18 protein-coding genes are annotated in these 17290 nt (G+C 63.7%); all 18 read left to right on the plus strand.

Annotated elements, in window-relative coordinates; genetic code table 11:
• Nucleotides 1-32: 32 nt before the first annotated feature.
• Nucleotides 33-1004: a TRAP transporter substrate-binding protein DctP gene (gene dctP / locus AC1DTW_RS20165; RefSeq protein ID WP_477983166.1), complete on the plus strand. Its 972-nt coding sequence runs from the start codon at nt 33-35 to the stop codon at nt 1002-1004.
• Nucleotides 1001-1579: a TRAP transporter small permease gene (locus tag AC1DTW_RS20170; protein WP_477983167.1), complete on the plus strand. Its 579-nt coding sequence runs from the start codon at nt 1001-1003 to the stop codon at nt 1577-1579. The genes dctP and AC1DTW_RS20170 overlap by 4 nt, the downstream gene beginning before the upstream one ends.
• On the plus strand, nt 1576-2892 hold the full coding sequence (locus tag AC1DTW_RS20175; protein WP_477983168.1) for a TRAP transporter large permease: 1317 nt from the start codon (nt 1576-1578) through the stop codon (nt 2890-2892). The genes AC1DTW_RS20170 and AC1DTW_RS20175 overlap by 4 nt, the downstream gene beginning before the upstream one ends.
• On the plus strand, nt 2889-3359 hold the full coding sequence (locus tag AC1DTW_RS20180) for an acyl-CoA thioesterase (protein WP_477983169.1): 471 nt from the start codon (nt 2889-2891) through the stop codon (nt 3357-3359). Before AC1DTW_RS20175 ends, AC1DTW_RS20180 begins: the two co-directional genes overlap by 4 nt.
• Nucleotides 3356-3982 carry a hypothetical protein gene (locus tag AC1DTW_RS20185; protein WP_477983170.1) on the plus strand — a complete coding sequence of 209 codons (627 nt, stop codon included), beginning with the start codon at nt 3356-3358 and terminating at the stop codon, nt 3980-3982. Before AC1DTW_RS20180 ends, AC1DTW_RS20185 begins: the two co-directional genes overlap by 4 nt.
• Complete coding sequence (locus AC1DTW_RS20190; protein ID WP_477983171.1) at nt 3972-5642, plus strand: FAD-binding oxidoreductase; 1671 nt, start codon at nt 3972-3974, stop codon at nt 5640-5642. The genes AC1DTW_RS20185 and AC1DTW_RS20190 overlap by 11 nt, the downstream gene beginning before the upstream one ends.
• Nucleotides 5639-6019, plus strand: coding sequence for a c-type cytochrome (locus tag AC1DTW_RS20195; RefSeq protein WP_477983172.1), 381 nt, complete (start codon nt 5639-5641; stop codon nt 6017-6019). The genes AC1DTW_RS20190 and AC1DTW_RS20195 overlap by 4 nt, the downstream gene beginning before the upstream one ends.
• Nucleotides 6020-6041: 22 nt before the next feature.
• Complete coding sequence (locus AC1DTW_RS20200; protein WP_477983173.1) at nt 6042-6800, plus strand: SDR family NAD(P)-dependent oxidoreductase; 759 nt, start codon at nt 6042-6044, stop codon at nt 6798-6800.
• 153 nt (nt 6801-6953) lie between these two features.
• Nucleotides 6954-8645, plus strand: coding sequence for a DUF1302 domain-containing protein (locus AC1DTW_RS20205; protein WP_477983174.1), 1692 nt, complete (start codon nt 6954-6956; stop codon nt 8643-8645).
• 15 nt (nt 8646-8660) lie between these two features.
• Nucleotides 8661-10013 carry a DUF1329 domain-containing protein gene (locus tag AC1DTW_RS20210; RefSeq protein WP_477983175.1) on the plus strand — a complete coding sequence of 451 codons (1353 nt, stop codon included), beginning with the start codon at nt 8661-8663 and terminating at the stop codon, nt 10011-10013.
• A gap of 162 nt (nt 10014-10175) precedes the next feature.
• Nucleotides 10176-11582, plus strand: coding sequence for an MFS transporter (locus AC1DTW_RS20215; RefSeq protein ID WP_477983176.1), 1407 nt, complete (start codon nt 10176-10178; stop codon nt 11580-11582).
• 70 nt (nt 11583-11652) lie between these two features.
• The gene (locus AC1DTW_RS20220) at nt 11653-12549 is read left to right on the plus strand and encodes an alpha/beta hydrolase fold domain-containing protein (RefSeq protein WP_477983177.1); all 897 of its coding nucleotides are present in this window, start codon (nt 11653-11655) and stop codon (nt 12547-12549) included.
• Between the two features lie 47 nt (nt 12550-12596).
• Nucleotides 12597-13328, plus strand: a complete 732-nt coding sequence (locus AC1DTW_RS20225) for a dienelactone hydrolase family protein (protein ID WP_477983178.1) — start codon at nt 12597-12599, stop codon at nt 13326-13328.
• Between the two features lie 35 nt (nt 13329-13363).
• Complete coding sequence (locus tag AC1DTW_RS20230) at nt 13364-14689, plus strand: aromatic ring-hydroxylating oxygenase subunit alpha (RefSeq protein ID WP_477983179.1); 1326 nt, start codon at nt 13364-13366, stop codon at nt 14687-14689.
• A gap of 31 nt (nt 14690-14720) precedes the next feature.
• Nucleotides 14721-15221, plus strand: coding sequence for an aromatic-ring-hydroxylating dioxygenase subunit beta (locus AC1DTW_RS20235; RefSeq protein WP_477983180.1), 501 nt, complete (start codon nt 14721-14723; stop codon nt 15219-15221).
• Nucleotides 15222-16250 carry a dioxygenase family protein gene (locus AC1DTW_RS20240; protein ID WP_477983181.1) on the plus strand — a complete coding sequence of 343 codons (1029 nt, stop codon included), beginning with the start codon at nt 15222-15224 and terminating at the stop codon, nt 16248-16250.
• A gap of 100 nt (nt 16251-16350) precedes the next feature.
• Nucleotides 16351-16578 carry a tautomerase family protein gene (locus AC1DTW_RS20245; protein ID WP_477983182.1) on the plus strand — a complete coding sequence of 76 codons (228 nt, stop codon included), beginning with the start codon at nt 16351-16353 and terminating at the stop codon, nt 16576-16578.
• 81 nt (nt 16579-16659) lie between these two features.
• Nucleotides 16660-17259: a nuclear transport factor 2 family protein gene (locus AC1DTW_RS20250; RefSeq protein WP_477983183.1), complete on the plus strand. Its 600-nt coding sequence runs from the start codon at nt 16660-16662 to the stop codon at nt 17257-17259.
• Nucleotides 17260-17290: the final 31 nt, after the last annotated feature.

Raw genomic sequence — 17290 nt, forward strand, 5'->3', positions numbered from 1 at the left:
TTCCTTCAACGACAACAAAGAGACATGCAGCCATGATCAAAACGTTCGAGCGTCTCGCCATCGCGGCAGGCCTCAGCCTGCTGGCCTTCGCGTCGACCGCGCAAGAAATGCAGATCCGCCTGGTCACCGCGTTCCCCGAGAACACGGCCTGGTCCCAGGCGCTGGTGAAGTGGAGCGAGCGGGTGAATGCGCAGGGCAAGGGCCTGGTGAAGATCACCTTTATCGGGGGTCCCCGGGCCGTCCCGACCTTCGAGATCGGCAATGCGGTGAAAACCGGTGTGGTCGACATGGCCCTGAGTCCGGGCGCCTTCTATACGAATGTGTTCCCGGAGGCGGACATGCTGAAGATGGCGCAGATCCCGGTGGCCGAACAGCGCAAGAGCGGCGCGATCGAATACATCAACAAGGTGTGGAACGACAAGGGCAACATGCAGTACCTCGCCCGCATGGTCGAGGGCTACCCCTTCCACATCTTCCTGACGAAGAAGGTCGACAAGCTCGATCTCACCGGCAGGAAGGTCCGCGTTTCGCCCGCTATCCGGCCGGCGGTGCAGGCGCTCAACGGCAACGTCGTCGTCATCCCGCCGGGCGAGATCTACACCGCGCTGGAACGCAGCGTGATCGACGGATACGGCTGGTCCATCGGGGGCATCTTCGACCTGAACCTGGCGAGCCATACCAAGTTCAGGATCGACCCCGGGTTCTACGACGCCGACGTGTCGCTGATCATGAACCTGGACAAGTGGAAGGCGATGACGCCGCCGCAGCGCGACTTCGTCCAGAAGATGGCCATGGAGGTGGAGGCCAACTCCTCGTATTGGCGAAAGGAAGGCGAGGACGAAAAGACGAAGCAGAACGCCTCCGGCATTCAGCCGCTCACCTTCGGTGCCGAGGACACCGCGAAGTACCTGGACGCCGTGTACGAAGCGGGCTGGGCCGACCTCATCAAGACCAGCCCGGTCCATGGCCCGAAGCTGCGCGCATTGCTGTCCAAGAAGCCATGAGCAGCGTGGCACGGCACGAGATCCTGGGCACACCCCATGGCAACATCATCGAAGCGCTGCAGGCGGGCTTCGGTCGTCTGTATGACCTCATGGTGGTGCTGGCCTGCATGCTGTTGCTGGTGATGGTGAGCTCGATCACCCTGGACGTCGTGCTTCGGAACGTGGAGATACCCGGGTTGCCGCGCGGCTTTCCAGGTGCGAGCGACATCTCGGAGTACGCCTTGTACCTCTGCACCTTGCTGGCCGCACCTTGGTTGCTCAGGGGTGGGCAGCACATTCGAGTCGACATCCTGCTGCGGGCCTTTCCCCCGCAGCTTGCCTGGGCCTGTGAGTGGGTGTCGGACGCGTTGGCTTTCGGCGCGTGCGTGGCGCTGGCGGGCATGGGCCTGGTCGTCACCTTGCGCAGCCATGCGAGCGGTGCGATCCAGATCAAGAGCATCGTCGTTCCGGAGTGGTGGGTGATGGCGCCCTTGCCGATCGCGTTCTCGTTGTTGACTGTCGAATTCGCGTTTCGCATGTGGCGGCTTGCGGACGGTCCGAAGATGCCGCGTTCCGACGCGGTGTCCGCATCATGAGTGCCTGGATTGTCCCGGCGTGGTTGCTGCTTGGCGGCTCCACTCTGCTCCTCTTTGCCGGGCTCCCGGTGGCGTTTGCATTCCTGTTCACCAACCTGGTAGGTGGTTGGGTCTACCTGGGCGGCGAAGCGGGGCTGGGCCAGCTCGTGCGCAACAGTGTCGTCGCGGTCACCAGCTTTTCGCTGACCCCCATTCCCCTGTTCATCCTGATGGGCGAAATCCTGTTCCACACCGGATTGGCGGTGAAGGTCATTGAAGGCGTGGAGCGATTGGTCACGCGCGTGCCGGGGCGGTTGGCCGTCGTGGCTGTCGTGGCCGGGACCGTGTTCTCGGCGATCTCAGGGTCGACCATCGCGACCACCGCGATGCTCGGCTCGCTGATGGTGCCCGTCATGCTGCAGCGCGGGTACCACCCGACGATGGCCACGGGACCCATCATGGCGATCGGGGCGGTGGACATGCTGATCCCGCCCAGCGCGCTGTCCGTGCTGCTGGGCAGCCTGGCGAACATCTCCATCTCCGGGCTGCTGATTGGCGGCATCGTGCCCGGGCTCCTCCTGGCGCTCGGATTCGTCGCGTGGATCGTGCTGCGCTCCGCCACGAATCCTTCGCTGGCGCCCGCGACCGAGTTCGAGCACTTTCGCGGCTGGGAGCGATTCAGGCCGCTTTGCCAGTACGTGCTGCCGCTGCTCTCGATCTTTGGGGTGGTGGTCGGCGCGATGGTGTTCGGCTGGGCCACGCCGACCGAAAGCGCGGCGCTAGGTGTGGTGGCGACGCTGGCGATTGCGCTCTCGTACCGCGCGCTGTCGACCCGCGCGTTGATGAAGTCGCTCAGGGGGACCATCGGGATCTCGGGGATGCTGCTGCTGATCATCATGGGCGCGACCACGTTCGCGCAGATCCTGACTTTCTCCGGTGCCTCCAACGGCATCGTCGAGACGATCACAGCCGTGGGACTGGGGCCCATGGCAATCATCGCCGGGATGATGTCGATGCTGATCTTCCTGGGCATCTTCGTGGATCAGGTGAGCATGATGCTCATCACCATTCCCATCTTCATGCCGATCGTGCAGAAGCTGGGCGTCGACCCGGTGTGGTTCGGCATCATGTTCCTCGTCTGCATGCAGATGGGGCTGTTGCTGCCCCCGCATGGACTGCTGCTGATGACGATGAAGGGCGTCGCCCCGCCATCGGTGACCATGGCCCACATCTTCCGCGCGGTCGTGCCATACGTGGTCATGAGCATGCTGATGCTTGTGGCGATGTTCTTCTTTCCGCCCATTGCCACCTGGCTTCCAGGGATCGTCAAATGAGTGGAATCGAGAACCAGCCCCTGGTTGGCGCTGCGCCAGGGATGGTCTATCGCTACTCCCGTCTGCTCCATTGGAGCGAGTGCGACCCCGCCGGGATCATCTTCTCGCCCAACTACCTGCGCTGGATGGTCGACGGGGTGACCGACATGTTCCTTTCGTTCGGCGTGGACCCGCACCGGATGTTGGAAGGCGACCTGCGCTGCGGCTTGCCGGTGCTCGAGCAGCAACTGCGATACCGGCAGGCGGCGAAGCTGCACGACCGCATCGAGCACGTCATCGAGGTTGCGAAGGTGGGGACCAAGTCACTCACGTTCGAACACCGGATGTACCGCGGAGAAACATGCCTGATGGAAGCGACTGATGTGCGCGTGTGGGGAGTCCACCCCATTGCGAACCCTGAAGACCTGCGGGCGGTGCCAATTCCTGATGAGATTCGCGCGCACCTCGCGGCCAGGAGTGACAGATGAAAGCAACGCTCAAGGCAAACGGCGTGGTGGCGCCTGATTCGTCACGGCCCGGCTTGCATCGTCGAGACGTGATGCTCGCTGCAGCTCTGGCGCCGACCTTGGCCTTGCCGTTCGGCGCTTCGAATGCGGCCGCGAAAATTCGCGCGGACGTCGTGCGAGCTGTTTTCGATCGCCGCTTTCCACAGAGTCTTGCCTTTGCCGAACGGGCGAAGATCCAAGGGATCAGGCAGGTCGGCATCTCGGGAGAGATATCCACGCTGTGGTTCGATGAGATTCTCCCGGCGTTGCACGCCCGTCCCATGCCGCTCATCGGCCTGACAAGCACCGGCGCGCTGTTCTGCTTCGAGCAAATGGCCTGGAGCCTTGGATTGCGGGTTCGTCTTCGAATCGACCATCGCGAAGGCGCGCACGGGGTCCGGCACATCCCGAGCGCTGATCTTCCTTCCGCGATGCGCGTTCAGCTCGAGGGCGCAGCACATGCGTTCGGCGGCCCCTCCGTCGACGTGGCCCTCGGGTGCAGGGCGGAGTGGGGCGATTGCACGCACGCCATCGTGCCCAAGGCGACTACCTCGGGTACGGAAGCGCTCGTGACCTGGGTGATCGCGCCTTTGAATGGTCTCTGAATTCGTAGGAATCAAAGAAATGCCAATGCCGCCGAATGTGACAGTCGTTCAATGGAATGCAGCCCTCGAAGCGTTTCGATCGGCCGTCGGTGAGGAGTGGACTTTCACATCCGACCAGGACGTGGCGCTGTATCGCGACCCGTACTCGCCTGTGTGGGGTGAAGCCGAAGAGCGGCTGATCTCAGCCGCGCTTGCACCGAAGAATGTGGAGGAAGTGCAGGCGATCGTCCGCATCGCCAACCAGTTCGGCATTCCTCTGTACCCGATCTCGACTGGCAAGAACCTGGGCTATGGCGGTCCTGCCCCCAATCTTTCCGGAAGCGTGGTCGTCGACCTCAAGCGGATGAACAAGGTCATCGAGGTCGACGATCGCCGTCACTTTGCGATCGTCGAACCCGGTGTCTCCTATTTCGACCTGCATCGCCATATCCGCAGCCGCAAGCTCAAAGTCTGGATTGATTGCCCCGATCCGGGCTGGGGCAGCGTGGTGGGTAACGCGCTGGATCACGGCGTCGGCTGGACCTGGGGCCAATACAAGGATCACTTCTGGGCGCACTGTGGCCTGGAGGTCGTGCTGCCCAACGGCGAATTGCTGCGCACCGGCATGGGCGCCATGCCTGGGACCAAGACCTCCGCCGATTTCCGCTACGGGTATGGCCCTTATGTCGACGGCCTGTTCTCGCAGGCGGGCTTCGGCATCGTCACCAAGATGGGGATTCATCTGATGCCGGAGCCGGAATCGTTCCTGCGCAAGGTGGTCACGGTTCCGAGGCGGCAAGACATCGTCCCGCTCGTCGAGATCACCAGCGTGCTGGAAAGCAGCGGCATCATCGGAACGCCGATCTTCGATTCGCAGTTGTTCTACGCACAAATGGCCGATCCGGCGTTGCGTCAGATTGCCAGTTCGCCCGATGTCTGGAACGGCAACGCGGCGGACCGATATGCCGCCGAGAAGGGGCTGCCGTCCTGGCAGGTGGGTCTGAATTTCTACGGCCCCCCAGAGATCAATGAAGCCAAGTGGCAGTACGCCAAGTCGAAGATCGAGAAAGCGATTCCCGGCGCACGATACGAAGACAAGGAAAGCCTCAGGTTCCCGCTGTCGGCCGAGGCACAGGATGCGGTCCATTACAAGGGCGAGGTCGGGATACCGAACCTGGGCGTCTTTTCCGTCGGCGCGCGAAGCCCCTACTGGCCCGGCAATCCGACGGATGGTCATCTGTTCTTCTCGCCGATCGTTCCTCGCACCGGTGAAGAATTCCTGAAAGCGCAGCGCATCTTTGCCGAGGGCATGCGCTCGGGCGGCGTGGATCACAACGCGGCGCTGGGTCCGTTCGGATACGGCCCCTTCACCGTGCCTTTCACGTTCACGCGGGCCTTCGTGCTCGTTGGAATCATTCCCGTTTCGCGCTCCGACCCGGAGGTCAACAAGCGGTCTCGCGATGCGATGCGTCATTTGATCGCACTCGGCGCCAAGCACGGCTATGGCGAATACCGCACGGCCCCGGCGTTCCAGGAGCAGGTGATGGGCACCTATGCCTTCAATGACAACGCATTGCGCCGCTTCTGCGAAACGCTGAAAGATGCGGTCGATCCGAAGGGGATCATTTCTCCGGGTCGCGGCGGCTTCTGGCCCCGTTCCATGAGAAAGGGCGCGAAATGAAAGCACTCGCATTGCCGATCGGAGCTTCGCTCGCCCTGTGTGCATTGGCGGCGGTAGCGAAGGACGAGCCTGCCGATCAAATCGCAAAAGGCAAGCAGGTCTACGAATACAACTGCATTGCCTGTCACGGTTCCGGCCCTGGCTTTCCTCCCTTTCCGGAGCTGCCGGGGACATCCGCGCTGCGCATGAGATATGGCACCAGCGTCCCTGCGCTCCTGACTGAGCGAACCAACCTCACGCCCGAGTTCGTGGCGGTCTTTGTGCGCAATGGCATCTCCGTCATGCCGTTCTATCGAAAGACGGAGATCAGTGATGCCGATCTCGCAGCGTTGGGGGCCTACCTCAGCCGAAACAACCCGGACTTGAAGAGCAAGTGACGTGGATCATCAAGGAAATTGTATGACTGAAGATCGTGGAGCCATCGTCGTTGGAGGTGCGGGAGGGATTGGCAGCGACATTTGCCGCAAGTTGGCGTCGCAGGGTTATCGCGTCGTTGTCGCCGATTTCAACCTGGAAGGCGCGCGCGACGTCCTCGCCGGATTAGAAGGCGCAGGGCACCACGTGGCCCAGCTGGATGCGACCCGTCCGGACTCGGTGAATGCAGCCTTCGACGCCATCGAAGCGCGCGATCCCGCCAGCGTCTTGGTGATCGCGTCGGGCGGGCCGGTGGTTCACCTCGGCCAGCGGGTCAACGTCGCGACGATCGCCAAGATGGACTGGGACAAGACGATCGCGCTCAACCTGACGGGCGTGTTCTGCTGCGTCCAGAAGTTTGCGCAACAGCGGCTGGCTGCACCGCGCGAGCACTCGCGGATCATCATCATCGGCTCCGCCGCCGGCGAGGTCGCGGGCAACGGCACCGACATTGCCTACGGCTCGTCCAAGGCCGCGCTTTTTGGGTTGACGCGGCAGGCCGCATTCGATTTGGCACCGGCCGGCATCACGGTCAACACCGTGGCCCCTGGCCCGGTCGGCACCCCGGAGTTCTTCCGCAACACCAACGAACAGATCCGGGCAGGCATTGCTGCGCTCACGGCGCTCAAGCGGCTGGCGACTCCGGAAGAGGTGAGTGCCGGCGTCGCGTACATCGCCTCGCGCGAAGCGGCATACCTGACGGGTTCGACGCTCGACATCAATGGCGGCGTTCACATGCACTGACGATGCGTTGAGACCGCATCGAGGAGGGACGCTTGGCGGATGAACGTGACAAAAAGCGCCAGGTGAATCGACGGGTTGGCTGGATTGCAAACAGATCGCTCGTGCCGGCTTGATCCAGTGACAGATTTCAACCAAGAAAAGAGGAGACATCAAATGAAGAAGGCTTTACCGCGGCCTCGCCGCATGGCCGTCGCGCTGGCCGCAGCGCTCGTCGGCGCTGGCGCGCATGCCGTGGAACTCGACCTGGGCGAGTCCGACTGGCAGGTGCGCTTTGACAACACGATCAAGGGCGGTCTCATGTACCGCACACGGAACGCCGATCCGGCACTGGTCGACTCGTTCCGCTTGCTTGTCCCGGGTGTGCCGGCCTCGGCCTTCCCGCAGGCGCTGAACTTCAACGCCGGCGACGACAACTTCCGGGACCGCGGTATCGTCTCCAAGCGGGTCGACCTGCTCTCCGAATTCGATGCGGTCTACCGCAAGGACTTCGGGCTTCGCCTGAGTGCCGCGGCCTGGTACGACGCAGCCTATCGCGGTACGACGCAAGCCGCGGATCCGGTGAACGGTCAAACCCCGGCAAACGAGTTTCCACGCGAGACGCGGGACCTGGCCGGCCGCAAGGCGGAGGTGCTGGATGCATTCGTCTTCGGGGGCTGGGACCTGGGCGGAGGGCGAAAGCTGGACCTGCGCCTGGGCCAACACGCACTGCAGTACGGCGAGAGCCTCTTCTTCGGCGACAACGGCATCGCGCGAGCGCAGGGGCCGGTCGACATCCTCAAGCTGCTCGGTTCGCCGAACGCGCAGTTCAAGGAAATCGTACGCCCGGTGCCGCAGTTGTCGGGGCAACTGCAGCTCACGCCCGAGGTGGCGATCAGCGGCTACGTGCAGTTCCGCTGGGAGGCCGATCGCCTGCCGCCCGCGGGAAGCTACTTCTCGACGTCGAACATCATCTGGGGCTCCACGCCTCCCGAGTTCGTCGGTATCCCCGGCGTCGGTAACTTTGTGCTGCTGCCCAGCGGTGAGCGCAAGGCGAAGAACTCGGGGCAGTTCGGCCTGCAGTTGAAGTGGCGCCTGGGCGGGACCGACCTCGGCTTCTACGCAGCGCGCTACCACGACAAGGGCGGCCAACTCTACGGCCAGTTGAACCCGCAGGGCCCGGTCGGGCCGGGCGGCACGCTGCCGGGCAACTGGTACTTCGCGTTCCCGGAAGCGGTCAAGGTCTATGGTGTGAGCGCGACGCAGTCTGTCGGCGACTTCAACTTCGCCGGGGAGGCCTCGATTCGCGACGACATGCCGCTGCGTACCGCCAACAAGCTCTTCGGATTCTTTCCCGGCCAGCCTGAACCACGATCTGCGACAGGCCGTACCGCGCATCTGAACCTGTCGACGCTGGCCACCTTCGGCCCAAGCTTCGTCTCACGTGAATCGAGCCTGGTCGCGGAGATCGCGTGGAACCGCGTTCTGCACATGAATGATCCCGACGGCACGCTCGATGCCGGGCGCACACGCGATGCTACGGCGCTGCAGTTGATCTTCACGCCCAGCTATCGGCAGGCAGTGGCGGGTCTGGATCTCAGCGTCCCGATCGGCCTGCGCTACACGCTGGACGGCCGCTCGTCGATCACCCCCTGGGACGCCCGCGGCAACGGCAGCGCCAACATCGGCTTGGCCGGCAACTACCTCGGCGTATGGCAATTCGCACTGACCTACACCCACTTCATCGGCAAGGCCGTTCCGTTCATCGACTACTCGCCGTCCCTGACAGGCGGCAGTCCGATGCTGGGTCACGGCAATTCGGCCGCCGACCGGAACTTCGTCGCGCTCAATCTGCGCCGCACATTCTGATCAAGGAGACTCACAATGACTCGAAATCTCATCGTTGCCGCCGCTTGCATGACCGCGTTGATGGCGCCCCTCGGCGCATCAGCCGGCGTCAGCGCCGACGAGGCCGCGCGCCTGAAGACCGAGCTCACGCCCCTCGGCGCGGAAAAGGCCGGGAACAAGGACGGCAGCATTCCCGCCTGGACCGGCGGCTACACCACGCCGATCCCGGGCGACAAGCCCGGCGGGCGTCGCGGCGATCCGTTCAAGGACGAGAAGCCGCTGTACTCGATCACGTCGAAGAACGCCGAACAGTACGCCGACAAGCTGACCGAAGGCACGAAGGCGCTGTTGAAGAAGTACCCCGACACCTTTCGCGTGGACGTCTACAGGACACATCGCACCGCAGCCGCGCCGCAGTGGGTGTACGACAACACCTTCAAGAACGCGACCCGAGCCAAAGTCAATGGGGACGTGATCGAGGGTGCCTACGGCGGGATTCCGTTCCCGATCCCGAAGGCGGGCGTCGAAGTGATGTGGAACCATCTCCTGCGGTGGCGCGGCACGTCGTGGCAGTTCCAGACGAACATGTACCAGCTCACCGCCGATGGCAAGGCCGTGTTGACGACGGACGGCATTGGCGATCAGCAGATGCCGTACTACCTGCCTGAGGGTGCGCCTGACTCGTGGAATGGCGACTTCTGGTTGATTCGCGTGGTGAACTCAGGCCCTCCGATCCGCGCGGGCGAGGCCGTCGCCGGCCGTGAGAACCTCGACTACGGCAAGACACAGAGCTGGGTGTACCTGACCGGCCAGCGCCGCGTACGCAAGCTGCCCAACCCCTGCTGCGACACGCCGGCGGCCGTGTCGGCGGGTGTGATGTCGATGGACGAGATCGAGGTCTTCACCGGCCGGTTCGATCGCTTCGATTGGAAGCTGATCGGCAAGCAGGAGATGATCGTCCCGTACAACACCAACCGCCTGTTGCAGCCGACGACCGATGCAGAGGTGCTGGCGCCGCACCACCTTGCGCCGAACTACATGCGCTGGGAACAACACCGCGTCTGGATCGTCGAGGCCACGCTGCGCGAGGGCAAGCGCCACCAGGCCCCGAAGAGCCGCTACTACTGCGACGAAGACACCTGGATCTGCGTGCTGGCCGACCGCTGGGACGCCAACGGCCAGCTCTGGAAGCAGTTGTGGGCGAACACCTTCGTTGCCCCTGATCTGCCCGGCGTCGTCATCGGCAGTTTCGGCTTCAGCGATCTGCTGGGGGGCACTGCGTTCGTCGCCAACCTCTACAACCAGAAGAAGGCGCACTACCCGACCGTGCCGCGGTTTCCTGACAGCAACTTCACGCCGGATGCCCTGGCTGCTGGAGGTGCACGCTGAGAGCCGGCTGAACCAAGAATGGGCCCGGCGATGGCAGACCGAGCCCTCGTCTTGATTCACGGGACGGCGGACGCCACGGGACGGCGGACACGCAACGACGTCTGCTGAAGCCGGCCGACGGGCGCTGCGTTGAAGCGGTCGGTGCGACATCTGGAGAAGCGAGTGCAAAGCAGCAAAGACATCGAGGCCGTCTTGGACGGGGTCAAACCCAATGGGTTCCTGATCGGCGTATGGGCATTGTGCGGGATCGTGCTGTTCCTCGACGGCTACGACCTGACGGTCATTGCCTTCATGGCGCCTGAGCTGGTCAAGGAGTTTGGATTCACCAAGTCCTCGCTTGGATTGGTGTTCTCGGCGGGGCTGGTCGGGATGGCATTCGGCGGACCCTTGGGAGGGTGGGTTGGTGATCGGTACGGGAGAAGGTCGCCGATCATGATCAGCTGTCTTGTCTTCGGCTGTGCAACGCTGGCCATGTTGCTGGCGAGCACGGTGACGCAATTGGCGGCCTGCCGGTTTGTCGTAGGCGTCGGATTGGGCGTTGCTCTGAGCACCGCCGTAGCGATCACCGCCGAGTTTGCACCCAGGAAGATGCGCGGCCGCGTATTGGCGCTCGTCTCGACGTGCGTTCCCTTTGGCGCCATCCTCCCGGGCATTCTGACTGCGACCCTGGTCCCCACTTACGGTTGGCGCCTGTTGGTCATCGTGGGCGGCGGCCTGCCCGTGCTGATCGCGATCCTCATCATGTGGAGGATGCCGGAATCCCTGAAGTACCAGGCCTTGCACCCGGAGTTCTCCGCGCGACTCTCGGCTTTGCTCAAGCGGCTGGACCCCGAGTTGCAGTGGGTTCCGGGCTCCGGAGGCCCGGCGAGATACGAGCGTACCGAAAGCGTTTCGCCGACACGTCTGTTCAGCGATGGACTGGCAGCGATCACGCTATCGATCTGGTTGCTGTTTTTCGTGAACGCCATGGCGCTGTACCTCGTGATCAGTTGGCTACCGCTCGTATTGCAGAGCCTGGGTATGAGCATTCAGCAAGCCGGGCAGACAGCGGCCTTGTTTTCCGTGGCCGCATTTGCCGGCGGCCTTGTTGTTGCATCGCTCATCGCAAGGTTCGGCGTCGCTCTTCTGCCGGCGATGTTCGTGATCGCGGCACCGGTCCTTCTGATGTTTGCGACCATGGAACTGTCGCGAGCGGCCATCGTCGCTTGCGTTCTGATTCCGGGAATCTCGTTTGGGGCGCTTCAGGTTGGTTGCTTCACAGTGACCGGGATGCTCTACCCAACGGCCGTCCGGGTCACCGGCACGGGTTGGGCGCTGAGTGCCGGTCGCACCGGGGCCATATTCGGACCAATCTTCGGGGCGGCCGTGTTCTCGCTGCAGTTGCAGCCGCAACAGATGTTCGGGTTCGCCACGGCCCCGATGATCGTCGGCGCGATCGGCGGCATCGTTCTCGCTGTTCTGTGTCATCGGCGCTTTGGCAGTCTTCACGTAGATGACCGAGCCAGTCCGGGCCCAACGAGCCCACCAGCAACGGTCGCTCCAGCGATCGCGTCCCAACAGGGCTCATGAGATGCCGCAGCTTGAGCAACCGCGCCAAGCGGCGCAGCTGTCTTAAATGTCGAAATCAGAAGGAACGCACATGACCGTATCGCTCAACATTGGTGTCGATGGAAATCACATGAGCGCATCCATCCCGCCCGTTCGCAAGGGCGTCGTTTACGCCAATCACGCCGGTGAGGAATTGCGGGGCGATTTTTACGCACCGTCGGGCCCTGGGCCATTTCCAGTCGTCGTCGCAGCGCCGGGCGGCGGCTGGTTTGTCAGTGACCCCGGCGGACTGCGGCACTGGGGCGAATTCCTTGCGCGGCACGGCTTAGCAGTGTTTGCCATCCAGTACCGTGTCTCGGCCAAGGAGAAGACGTTTCCCAAGCCCGTCTTCGATGTTCTCGATGCCATCCAGTTTGTCCGCGGCTCCGCGAGCGAACTCAATATCGATCCCAACAGAATCGCGCTGCTCGGCTCATCAGCGGGCGCCCATGTGACGGCGCTTGCCGCACTCGCCGGCGACGCGCCGCAGTTCGCGAAGCGCGAATCATCGAACGCCCATGCTGGTGTCGACACGAGTGTCAAGGCGTTTGCCGGCGTCTACGGCGTGTACGACCTGTTCGCCCATTGGCAGCATGAAATCGCCGACTTCTCCAGCGCGGGCGGGCGACGGTCGGAGTGCTTCGTGGGTGCCGCCCCTTATGCGGACCGGCAACTTTATTTCGACGCGTCGCCGATCAGCCATGCGCGCTACGACGCCAACAAGCTGGCCGTCTTCGTGGCCTACGGCACCGCGGACGATGTGGTCAATTCGCGCTCGCAGTCCGTGCCGTTTGTGCGGGCGCTCAGGCAGGCGGGGTTCGCCGTGCGCGAGTGTCCTGTCGAGGGTGCGGGGCACTTCTGGTTCAGCGAGGAGCCGCTCGATGAGCCCCACAGTTTCGTCAGCTTCCTAGCGCCGCGCCTGCTCCGTTTCCTTCAGCGGCACCTGTAGCGGTCTATGTGTTCCATCGTCATCAACAAACGCGTGAAGGAGATCAGATGGCTCAAACATTGAGTGGACTCGAAAAGCAGCAAGGCGACGTTGCCGGTGGGCAGGTCACGGTTGCAGCCGCCGACGGCCCGATGGAGGCGTACCTCGCCGCCCCCGGCGCCGGCAAGGGCCCAGGGGTGATCGTGGTGTCGTACATCTTCGGCATCGACCAGGACATGAAGAATATCTGCGACGAACTCGCCGCCGTCGGCTGCGTTGCCATGGCACCCAACTTGTTCTGGCGCGACTCGGATTCGGGCGTGCTCGTCGAGGCCGAAGTGCAGCGCGCGATCGGCCGCGCCATGCGTGTCGACTTCCCGAAGTCGATGGACGATCTGCGGCGCGCCATCGAAGAGGTGCGGCGCCACCCCCATTGCAACGGCAAGGTGGCCCTGCTGGGTTACTGCTTCGGCGGGCCCTATGCGTGGCGAGCGGCGTGCGACGGGCTCGGTCTCGATGCGTCGGTGTCGTTCCACGGCACCTACGTGTCGAAGTACATGAAGCCCGGGGACAAGCCGGGCTGTCCGGTGGAATTGCACTACGGCGAGCACGACCACCTCGCGCCTGCGGAGGAGCTTGCGGCGGTGAAGGCGGTGGCCGATGCAACCGGCAGCACGTTCGTCGTCCACCCTGGCGCCGGACACGCCTACATGGTGCCCAGCAATTCGCACTACCACGCAGAGGCTGCAGGCAAATCGTGGGATGCCGCGTTGCAATTGATCAAGACACTGAAAACCTGAGCCGCTTCAGGCTCAACAAAAGGAGAAATTCCTCAATGAGTACGACCCTCGATTCATCCCTCAATCACGGCGCTGCCGCCGACCTCGATCTCGGTGACCTGGTGGAAGCCGAACGCGTGCATCGCCGGGTGTACGTCGATCCCGGTGTGTATGAGCTGGAGATGGACCGCATCTTCGGCCAGTCGTGGATCTATGTCGGGCACGAAAGCCAAGTGCCGAACCAGGGCGACTATTTCACGACACAGGTCGGGCGTCAACCGGTGGTCATGACCCGCCATTCGGACGGTCAAATCCATGTGCTCGAGAATCGCTGCCCGCACAAAGGCACGCTCGTCTGCCCAGAGCAGTCTGGAAACGCCAAGCGGATGGTGTGCATGTACCACGGCTGGGGATTCGATACCGATGGCTCGCTGGCGTCCGTGCCCGTGCGCTCGGGCTATGACGGCACGGCCTTCGATCCGAACGATCGAACGAACGGGATGAGGCGTCTGCCGCGTGTCGAGAACTACCGCGGCTTCGTGTTCGCCTCGCTGGCCGCGGACGGCCCCGATCTCAAGACCTGGGCGGGTGAAGGCATGCGCGGGTTCGACAACGTGGTGGACCGCGCCCCGGACGGTCAGATCGAGGTCATCGGCAGTTGCTACCGGACCGTGCAGAACAGCAACTGGAAGATTTTCATCGACAACATGAGCGACGGGATGCACACATCGTTTGTGCATCACCAGTCGGCGCGGGCGGCGAAACGAACGCTCGAGAAGTTCAAGATCGAACACGTCGGCGGCCTGCAGGTGGCGGCACTGCTGGCCGGTGAACCGGACCAAATGGCCAAGATCGACTTGGTGGCCCACCCGAATGGGCACTTCGACATGGCGGCCTTCGCCCCCGAGCCGGCCGGGCCCGATGCAGAAAGATACAAGGCGGCGCTCATTGCGCGGCATGGCGAAGCAGGCACCGAGGCGATCCTCAAGCGCAATTTCCACAACGTGCTGCTGTTCCCGACAGCCGTCTGGCAGGCATCGCTCCAACAGTTGCGGGTCATCCGTCCGCTCGCGGTCGACAAGACATTGCTGGAGATCTGGGTTTTCCGGCTCAAGGGTGCCCCGGACAGCTTTACAACCCGTGCCATCACGGCGGCCAACACCGCAAACTCGCCGTCCAACATCGTCGCTGCCGACGACTACGAGTCCTACTACCGCGTTCATGCCGGCCTCAAGGGCCCGGAATCGGATTGGGTGCTCCTGAGTCGCGAAGCGAACCGAGACATACCGGTCGGCTCGAGCCGAAAGGGCTTTTCCGGCAATTCCGAAGTCTGCATGCGCAACATGTACGAGGCGTGGAGCCAGTACATGACCGCGCAATGAGCGGCACGGCCCATAACGAAGGATCAGGAACATGTTGAACGCCACTCAAGAGTTGACCCTCAGCCGCAGTGAAGCCGAGGATTTTCTTTTTCGTCAGTCCGAGTTCATCGACAACCGCGACTTCGCGTCGTGGATCGATCTCTTCACGCCAGATGGGAGTTACTGGATACCGGCACGGCTTACGGACACCGATCCCAAAACGCAACTGTCATTCATGTACGACGACGTGCCGAGCATGGCGGCGCGTTGCGAGCGCCTGCTCGATGCGGGCACCGCCGGGCAGCAGCCGATCACACGAAGCACTCACGTTGTCAGCAATGTGCGCATCGTCGAATCGAGCACGAAGGGAGAGGTGGTCGTCCGCTCGCGCTTTCATGTGACGCAGTTTCGACGCGATGCCCTGAAGTCGTATGCTGGGTCGTACACGCACCACCTGGTCGCCACGAGCGACGGCATCAAGATCCGCTCTCATCGAGTGGATCTCATCGATTGCGACGGCATCCACGACGCGATTCTTCAGGTCTATCTATAGGTGCTTCTCGGTCGTGGCGAAGCACCTGGCAGCACCAACCTCCGGGGTGTCCGTAGCCGTTTGTCGCAGGAGACCGACATGATCATCGGACGGCAGGAAGATGTGACCGAAGCCGTGCTCGCGGAAGTGGAGCGGGCGGCATCGCCGCGCCACAGGGCGCTGCTCGGCGCTGCGGTGCGCCACCTGCATGGGTTCGTGCGCGAGGCGCAACTCACGGAGCAGGAGTTCCAGCAACTCTGTCGCCTCATCGCCCGTCTTGGGCAGCTCACCACGGCGTCGCACAACGAGGTCGTGCTGGCCGCGGGATCGCTGGGGCTCTCCTCGCTCGTGTGCCTGCTCAACAACGGCGCGGCCGCTTCAGGCGGCACCACCACGGCGAACCTGATGGGGCCGTTCTGGCGACACGGGGCGCCGTCGCTGCCCAACGGGGCGTCACTGCTGAAGTCGCCCGTGCCGGGCGTGCCCATCTTCGTCGAGGCCTGGGTGCAGGACGCCGAAGGCCGGCCCGTGCAAGCGGCGTCGGTCGATGTGTGGCACACCTCGGCCGAGGGCTTCTACGAGAACCAGGATCCCGCGCAGGCCGACATGAACCTGCGCGGCACGTTCACGACCGACGCAGAGGGCCGCATCGCGTTTCGCAGCGTCAAGCCGGCGGGCTATCCGATCCCGGTGAGCGGTCCGGTCGGCGACTTGCTGCGGGTGCAGGGCCGGCACAACATGCGGCCGGCGCACATCCACTTCATGATCAACAAGCCAGGCTACAAGACGCAGTTCTCGCAGGTCTATTCGTCCGACGACCCGTTCCTCGAGACCGACGTGCAGTTCGGCGTCACCGAGGCCCTGGTCGGTCATTACGCGCTGCACCATGCAGACGAGTCGCCGCCGGCCGACGACGTGAATGGCTCGTGGTACACGCTGGCCCATCGCTTCACCGTCGAGCGCGGCGACAACAGCCTGCCGCCGCCGCCGATCACGGGCAAGGCCGAAGGCGACCGCCCGGTGCGCGCCGTGCTGGGGCGCCGTGAATGAGGGCGCACTTGCTTGGGCTGCTCGCGGGCGGGGCGTGCTGCTGCCAGCGCGATGCGACGGTCGCTAGCCAATTCAGAACCTGTCGAACACGGGAGGCCGCGTGCCCATCATCCACATCAACCTGGTCGCCGGCCGTGACGAGAGCGCGGTCCAGTACTGTGCCCGCGAAGTCGCACGCACGGTGCATCGCACGCTGGGCGCGCCGCTCGACTCCATCCGCGTGCTCGTGCACCAGTTGCCGCCGAGCCAATGGATCGTCGGTGACATGACCCGTGCTGAGTTGGATGCGCAGCGGATGGCCGCCTCCGCGTCCCCGCCCACCGGTTGATGCGCGGCGCACGCATCGTCGGTCGCAAGATTGGCACCACGTGACCGGTTGTCGCGGGCAAACCCCGCAAGAGAGGAGACCATGGATCAAGCATTGAATGACCGTCTCGCCATCCGCCAACTGGTCGAGAACTGGGTCGTTTGGCGCGACGCCGGCGACTGGGAACGCTTCGCCAGCGTGTGGCACGACGACGGTGTGATGATGGCGACCTGGTTCCAAGGGCCGTTCAGGGAGTTCGTCCGCGTGAGCCGGGACGGCTGGGACAAGGGCGTCAGCATCCTGCACTTCCTGGGCGGTCACAGCGCGGACGTCGCCGGCGACCGTGCGATCGGTCAGACCAAGATGACCATCTCGCAGCGCGCCCTCGTGGACGGCGTGCTGTGCGACATCCTGTGCACGGGCCGCTTCTACGATTTCATCGAGAAGCGTGAAGGACGATGGGGCATGGTGCTGCGCCAGCCCATCTACGAGAAGGACCGCCTCGACCCAGTGACGCCGGGCGCGCTGCCATCGCTCGATCGCACCTTGCTGGAGCGCTTTCCCGAGGGGTACCGGTATCTTGCGTATGCCCAGACGCGTATCGGCTACGAGGTCAAGCTGGACATGCCCGGCCTGAAGGGCGATACGGTGCAGGCGCTCTATGCCCGAGGCCAGCACTGGCTCGAGGGCGGGCCACCCTAGTCTCCGGTCTCCTCCGGTCTCGGGCTCACCG

The organism is Rhizobacter sp. P5_A1 (assembly GCF_056400745.1).

What these genes read in the sequence shown, in the direction of transcription:
- AC1DTW_RS20220 (WP_477983177.1), top strand. Translation starts at nt 11,653, where the DNA reads ATGACCGTATCGCTCAACATTGGTGTCGATGGAAATCACATGAGCGCA.
- AC1DTW_RS20190 (WP_477983171.1), top strand. Translation starts at nt 3,972, where the DNA reads ATGGTCTCTGAATTCGTAGGAATCAAAGAAATGCCAATGCCGCCGAAT.
- dctP (WP_477983166.1), top strand. Translation starts at nt 33, where the DNA reads ATGATCAAAACGTTCGAGCGTCTCGCCATCGCGGCAGGCCTCAGCCTG.
- AC1DTW_RS20235 (WP_477983180.1), top strand. Translation starts at nt 14,721, where the DNA reads ATGTTGAACGCCACTCAAGAGTTGACCCTCAGCCGCAGTGAAGCCGAG.
- AC1DTW_RS20180 (WP_477983169.1), top strand. Translation starts at nt 2,889, where the DNA reads ATGAGTGGAATCGAGAACCAGCCCCTGGTTGGCGCTGCGCCAGGGATG.
- AC1DTW_RS20250 (WP_477983183.1), top strand. Translation starts at nt 16,660, where the DNA reads ATGGATCAAGCATTGAATGACCGTCTCGCCATCCGCCAACTGGTCGAG.
- AC1DTW_RS20195 (WP_477983172.1), top strand. Translation starts at nt 5,639, where the DNA reads ATGAAAGCACTCGCATTGCCGATCGGAGCTTCGCTCGCCCTGTGTGCA.
- AC1DTW_RS20210 (WP_477983175.1), top strand. Translation starts at nt 8,661, where the DNA reads ATGACTCGAAATCTCATCGTTGCCGCCGCTTGCATGACCGCGTTGATG.
- AC1DTW_RS20175 (WP_477983168.1), top strand. Translation starts at nt 1,576, where the DNA reads ATGAGTGCCTGGATTGTCCCGGCGTGGTTGCTGCTTGGCGGCTCCACT.
- AC1DTW_RS20230 (WP_477983179.1), top strand. Translation starts at nt 13,364, where the DNA reads ATGAGTACGACCCTCGATTCATCCCTCAATCACGGCGCTGCCGCCGAC.
- AC1DTW_RS20225 (WP_477983178.1), top strand. Translation starts at nt 12,597, where the DNA reads ATGGCTCAAACATTGAGTGGACTCGAAAAGCAGCAAGGCGACGTTGCC.
- AC1DTW_RS20185 (WP_477983170.1), top strand. Translation starts at nt 3,356, where the DNA reads ATGAAAGCAACGCTCAAGGCAAACGGCGTGGTGGCGCCTGATTCGTCA.
- AC1DTW_RS20170 (WP_477983167.1), top strand. Translation starts at nt 1,001, where the DNA reads ATGAGCAGCGTGGCACGGCACGAGATCCTGGGCACACCCCATGGCAAC.
- AC1DTW_RS20200 (WP_477983173.1), top strand. Translation starts at nt 6,042, where the DNA reads ATGACTGAAGATCGTGGAGCCATCGTCGTTGGAGGTGCGGGAGGGATT.
- AC1DTW_RS20205 (WP_477983174.1), top strand. Translation starts at nt 6,954, where the DNA reads ATGAAGAAGGCTTTACCGCGGCCTCGCCGCATGGCCGTCGCGCTGGCC.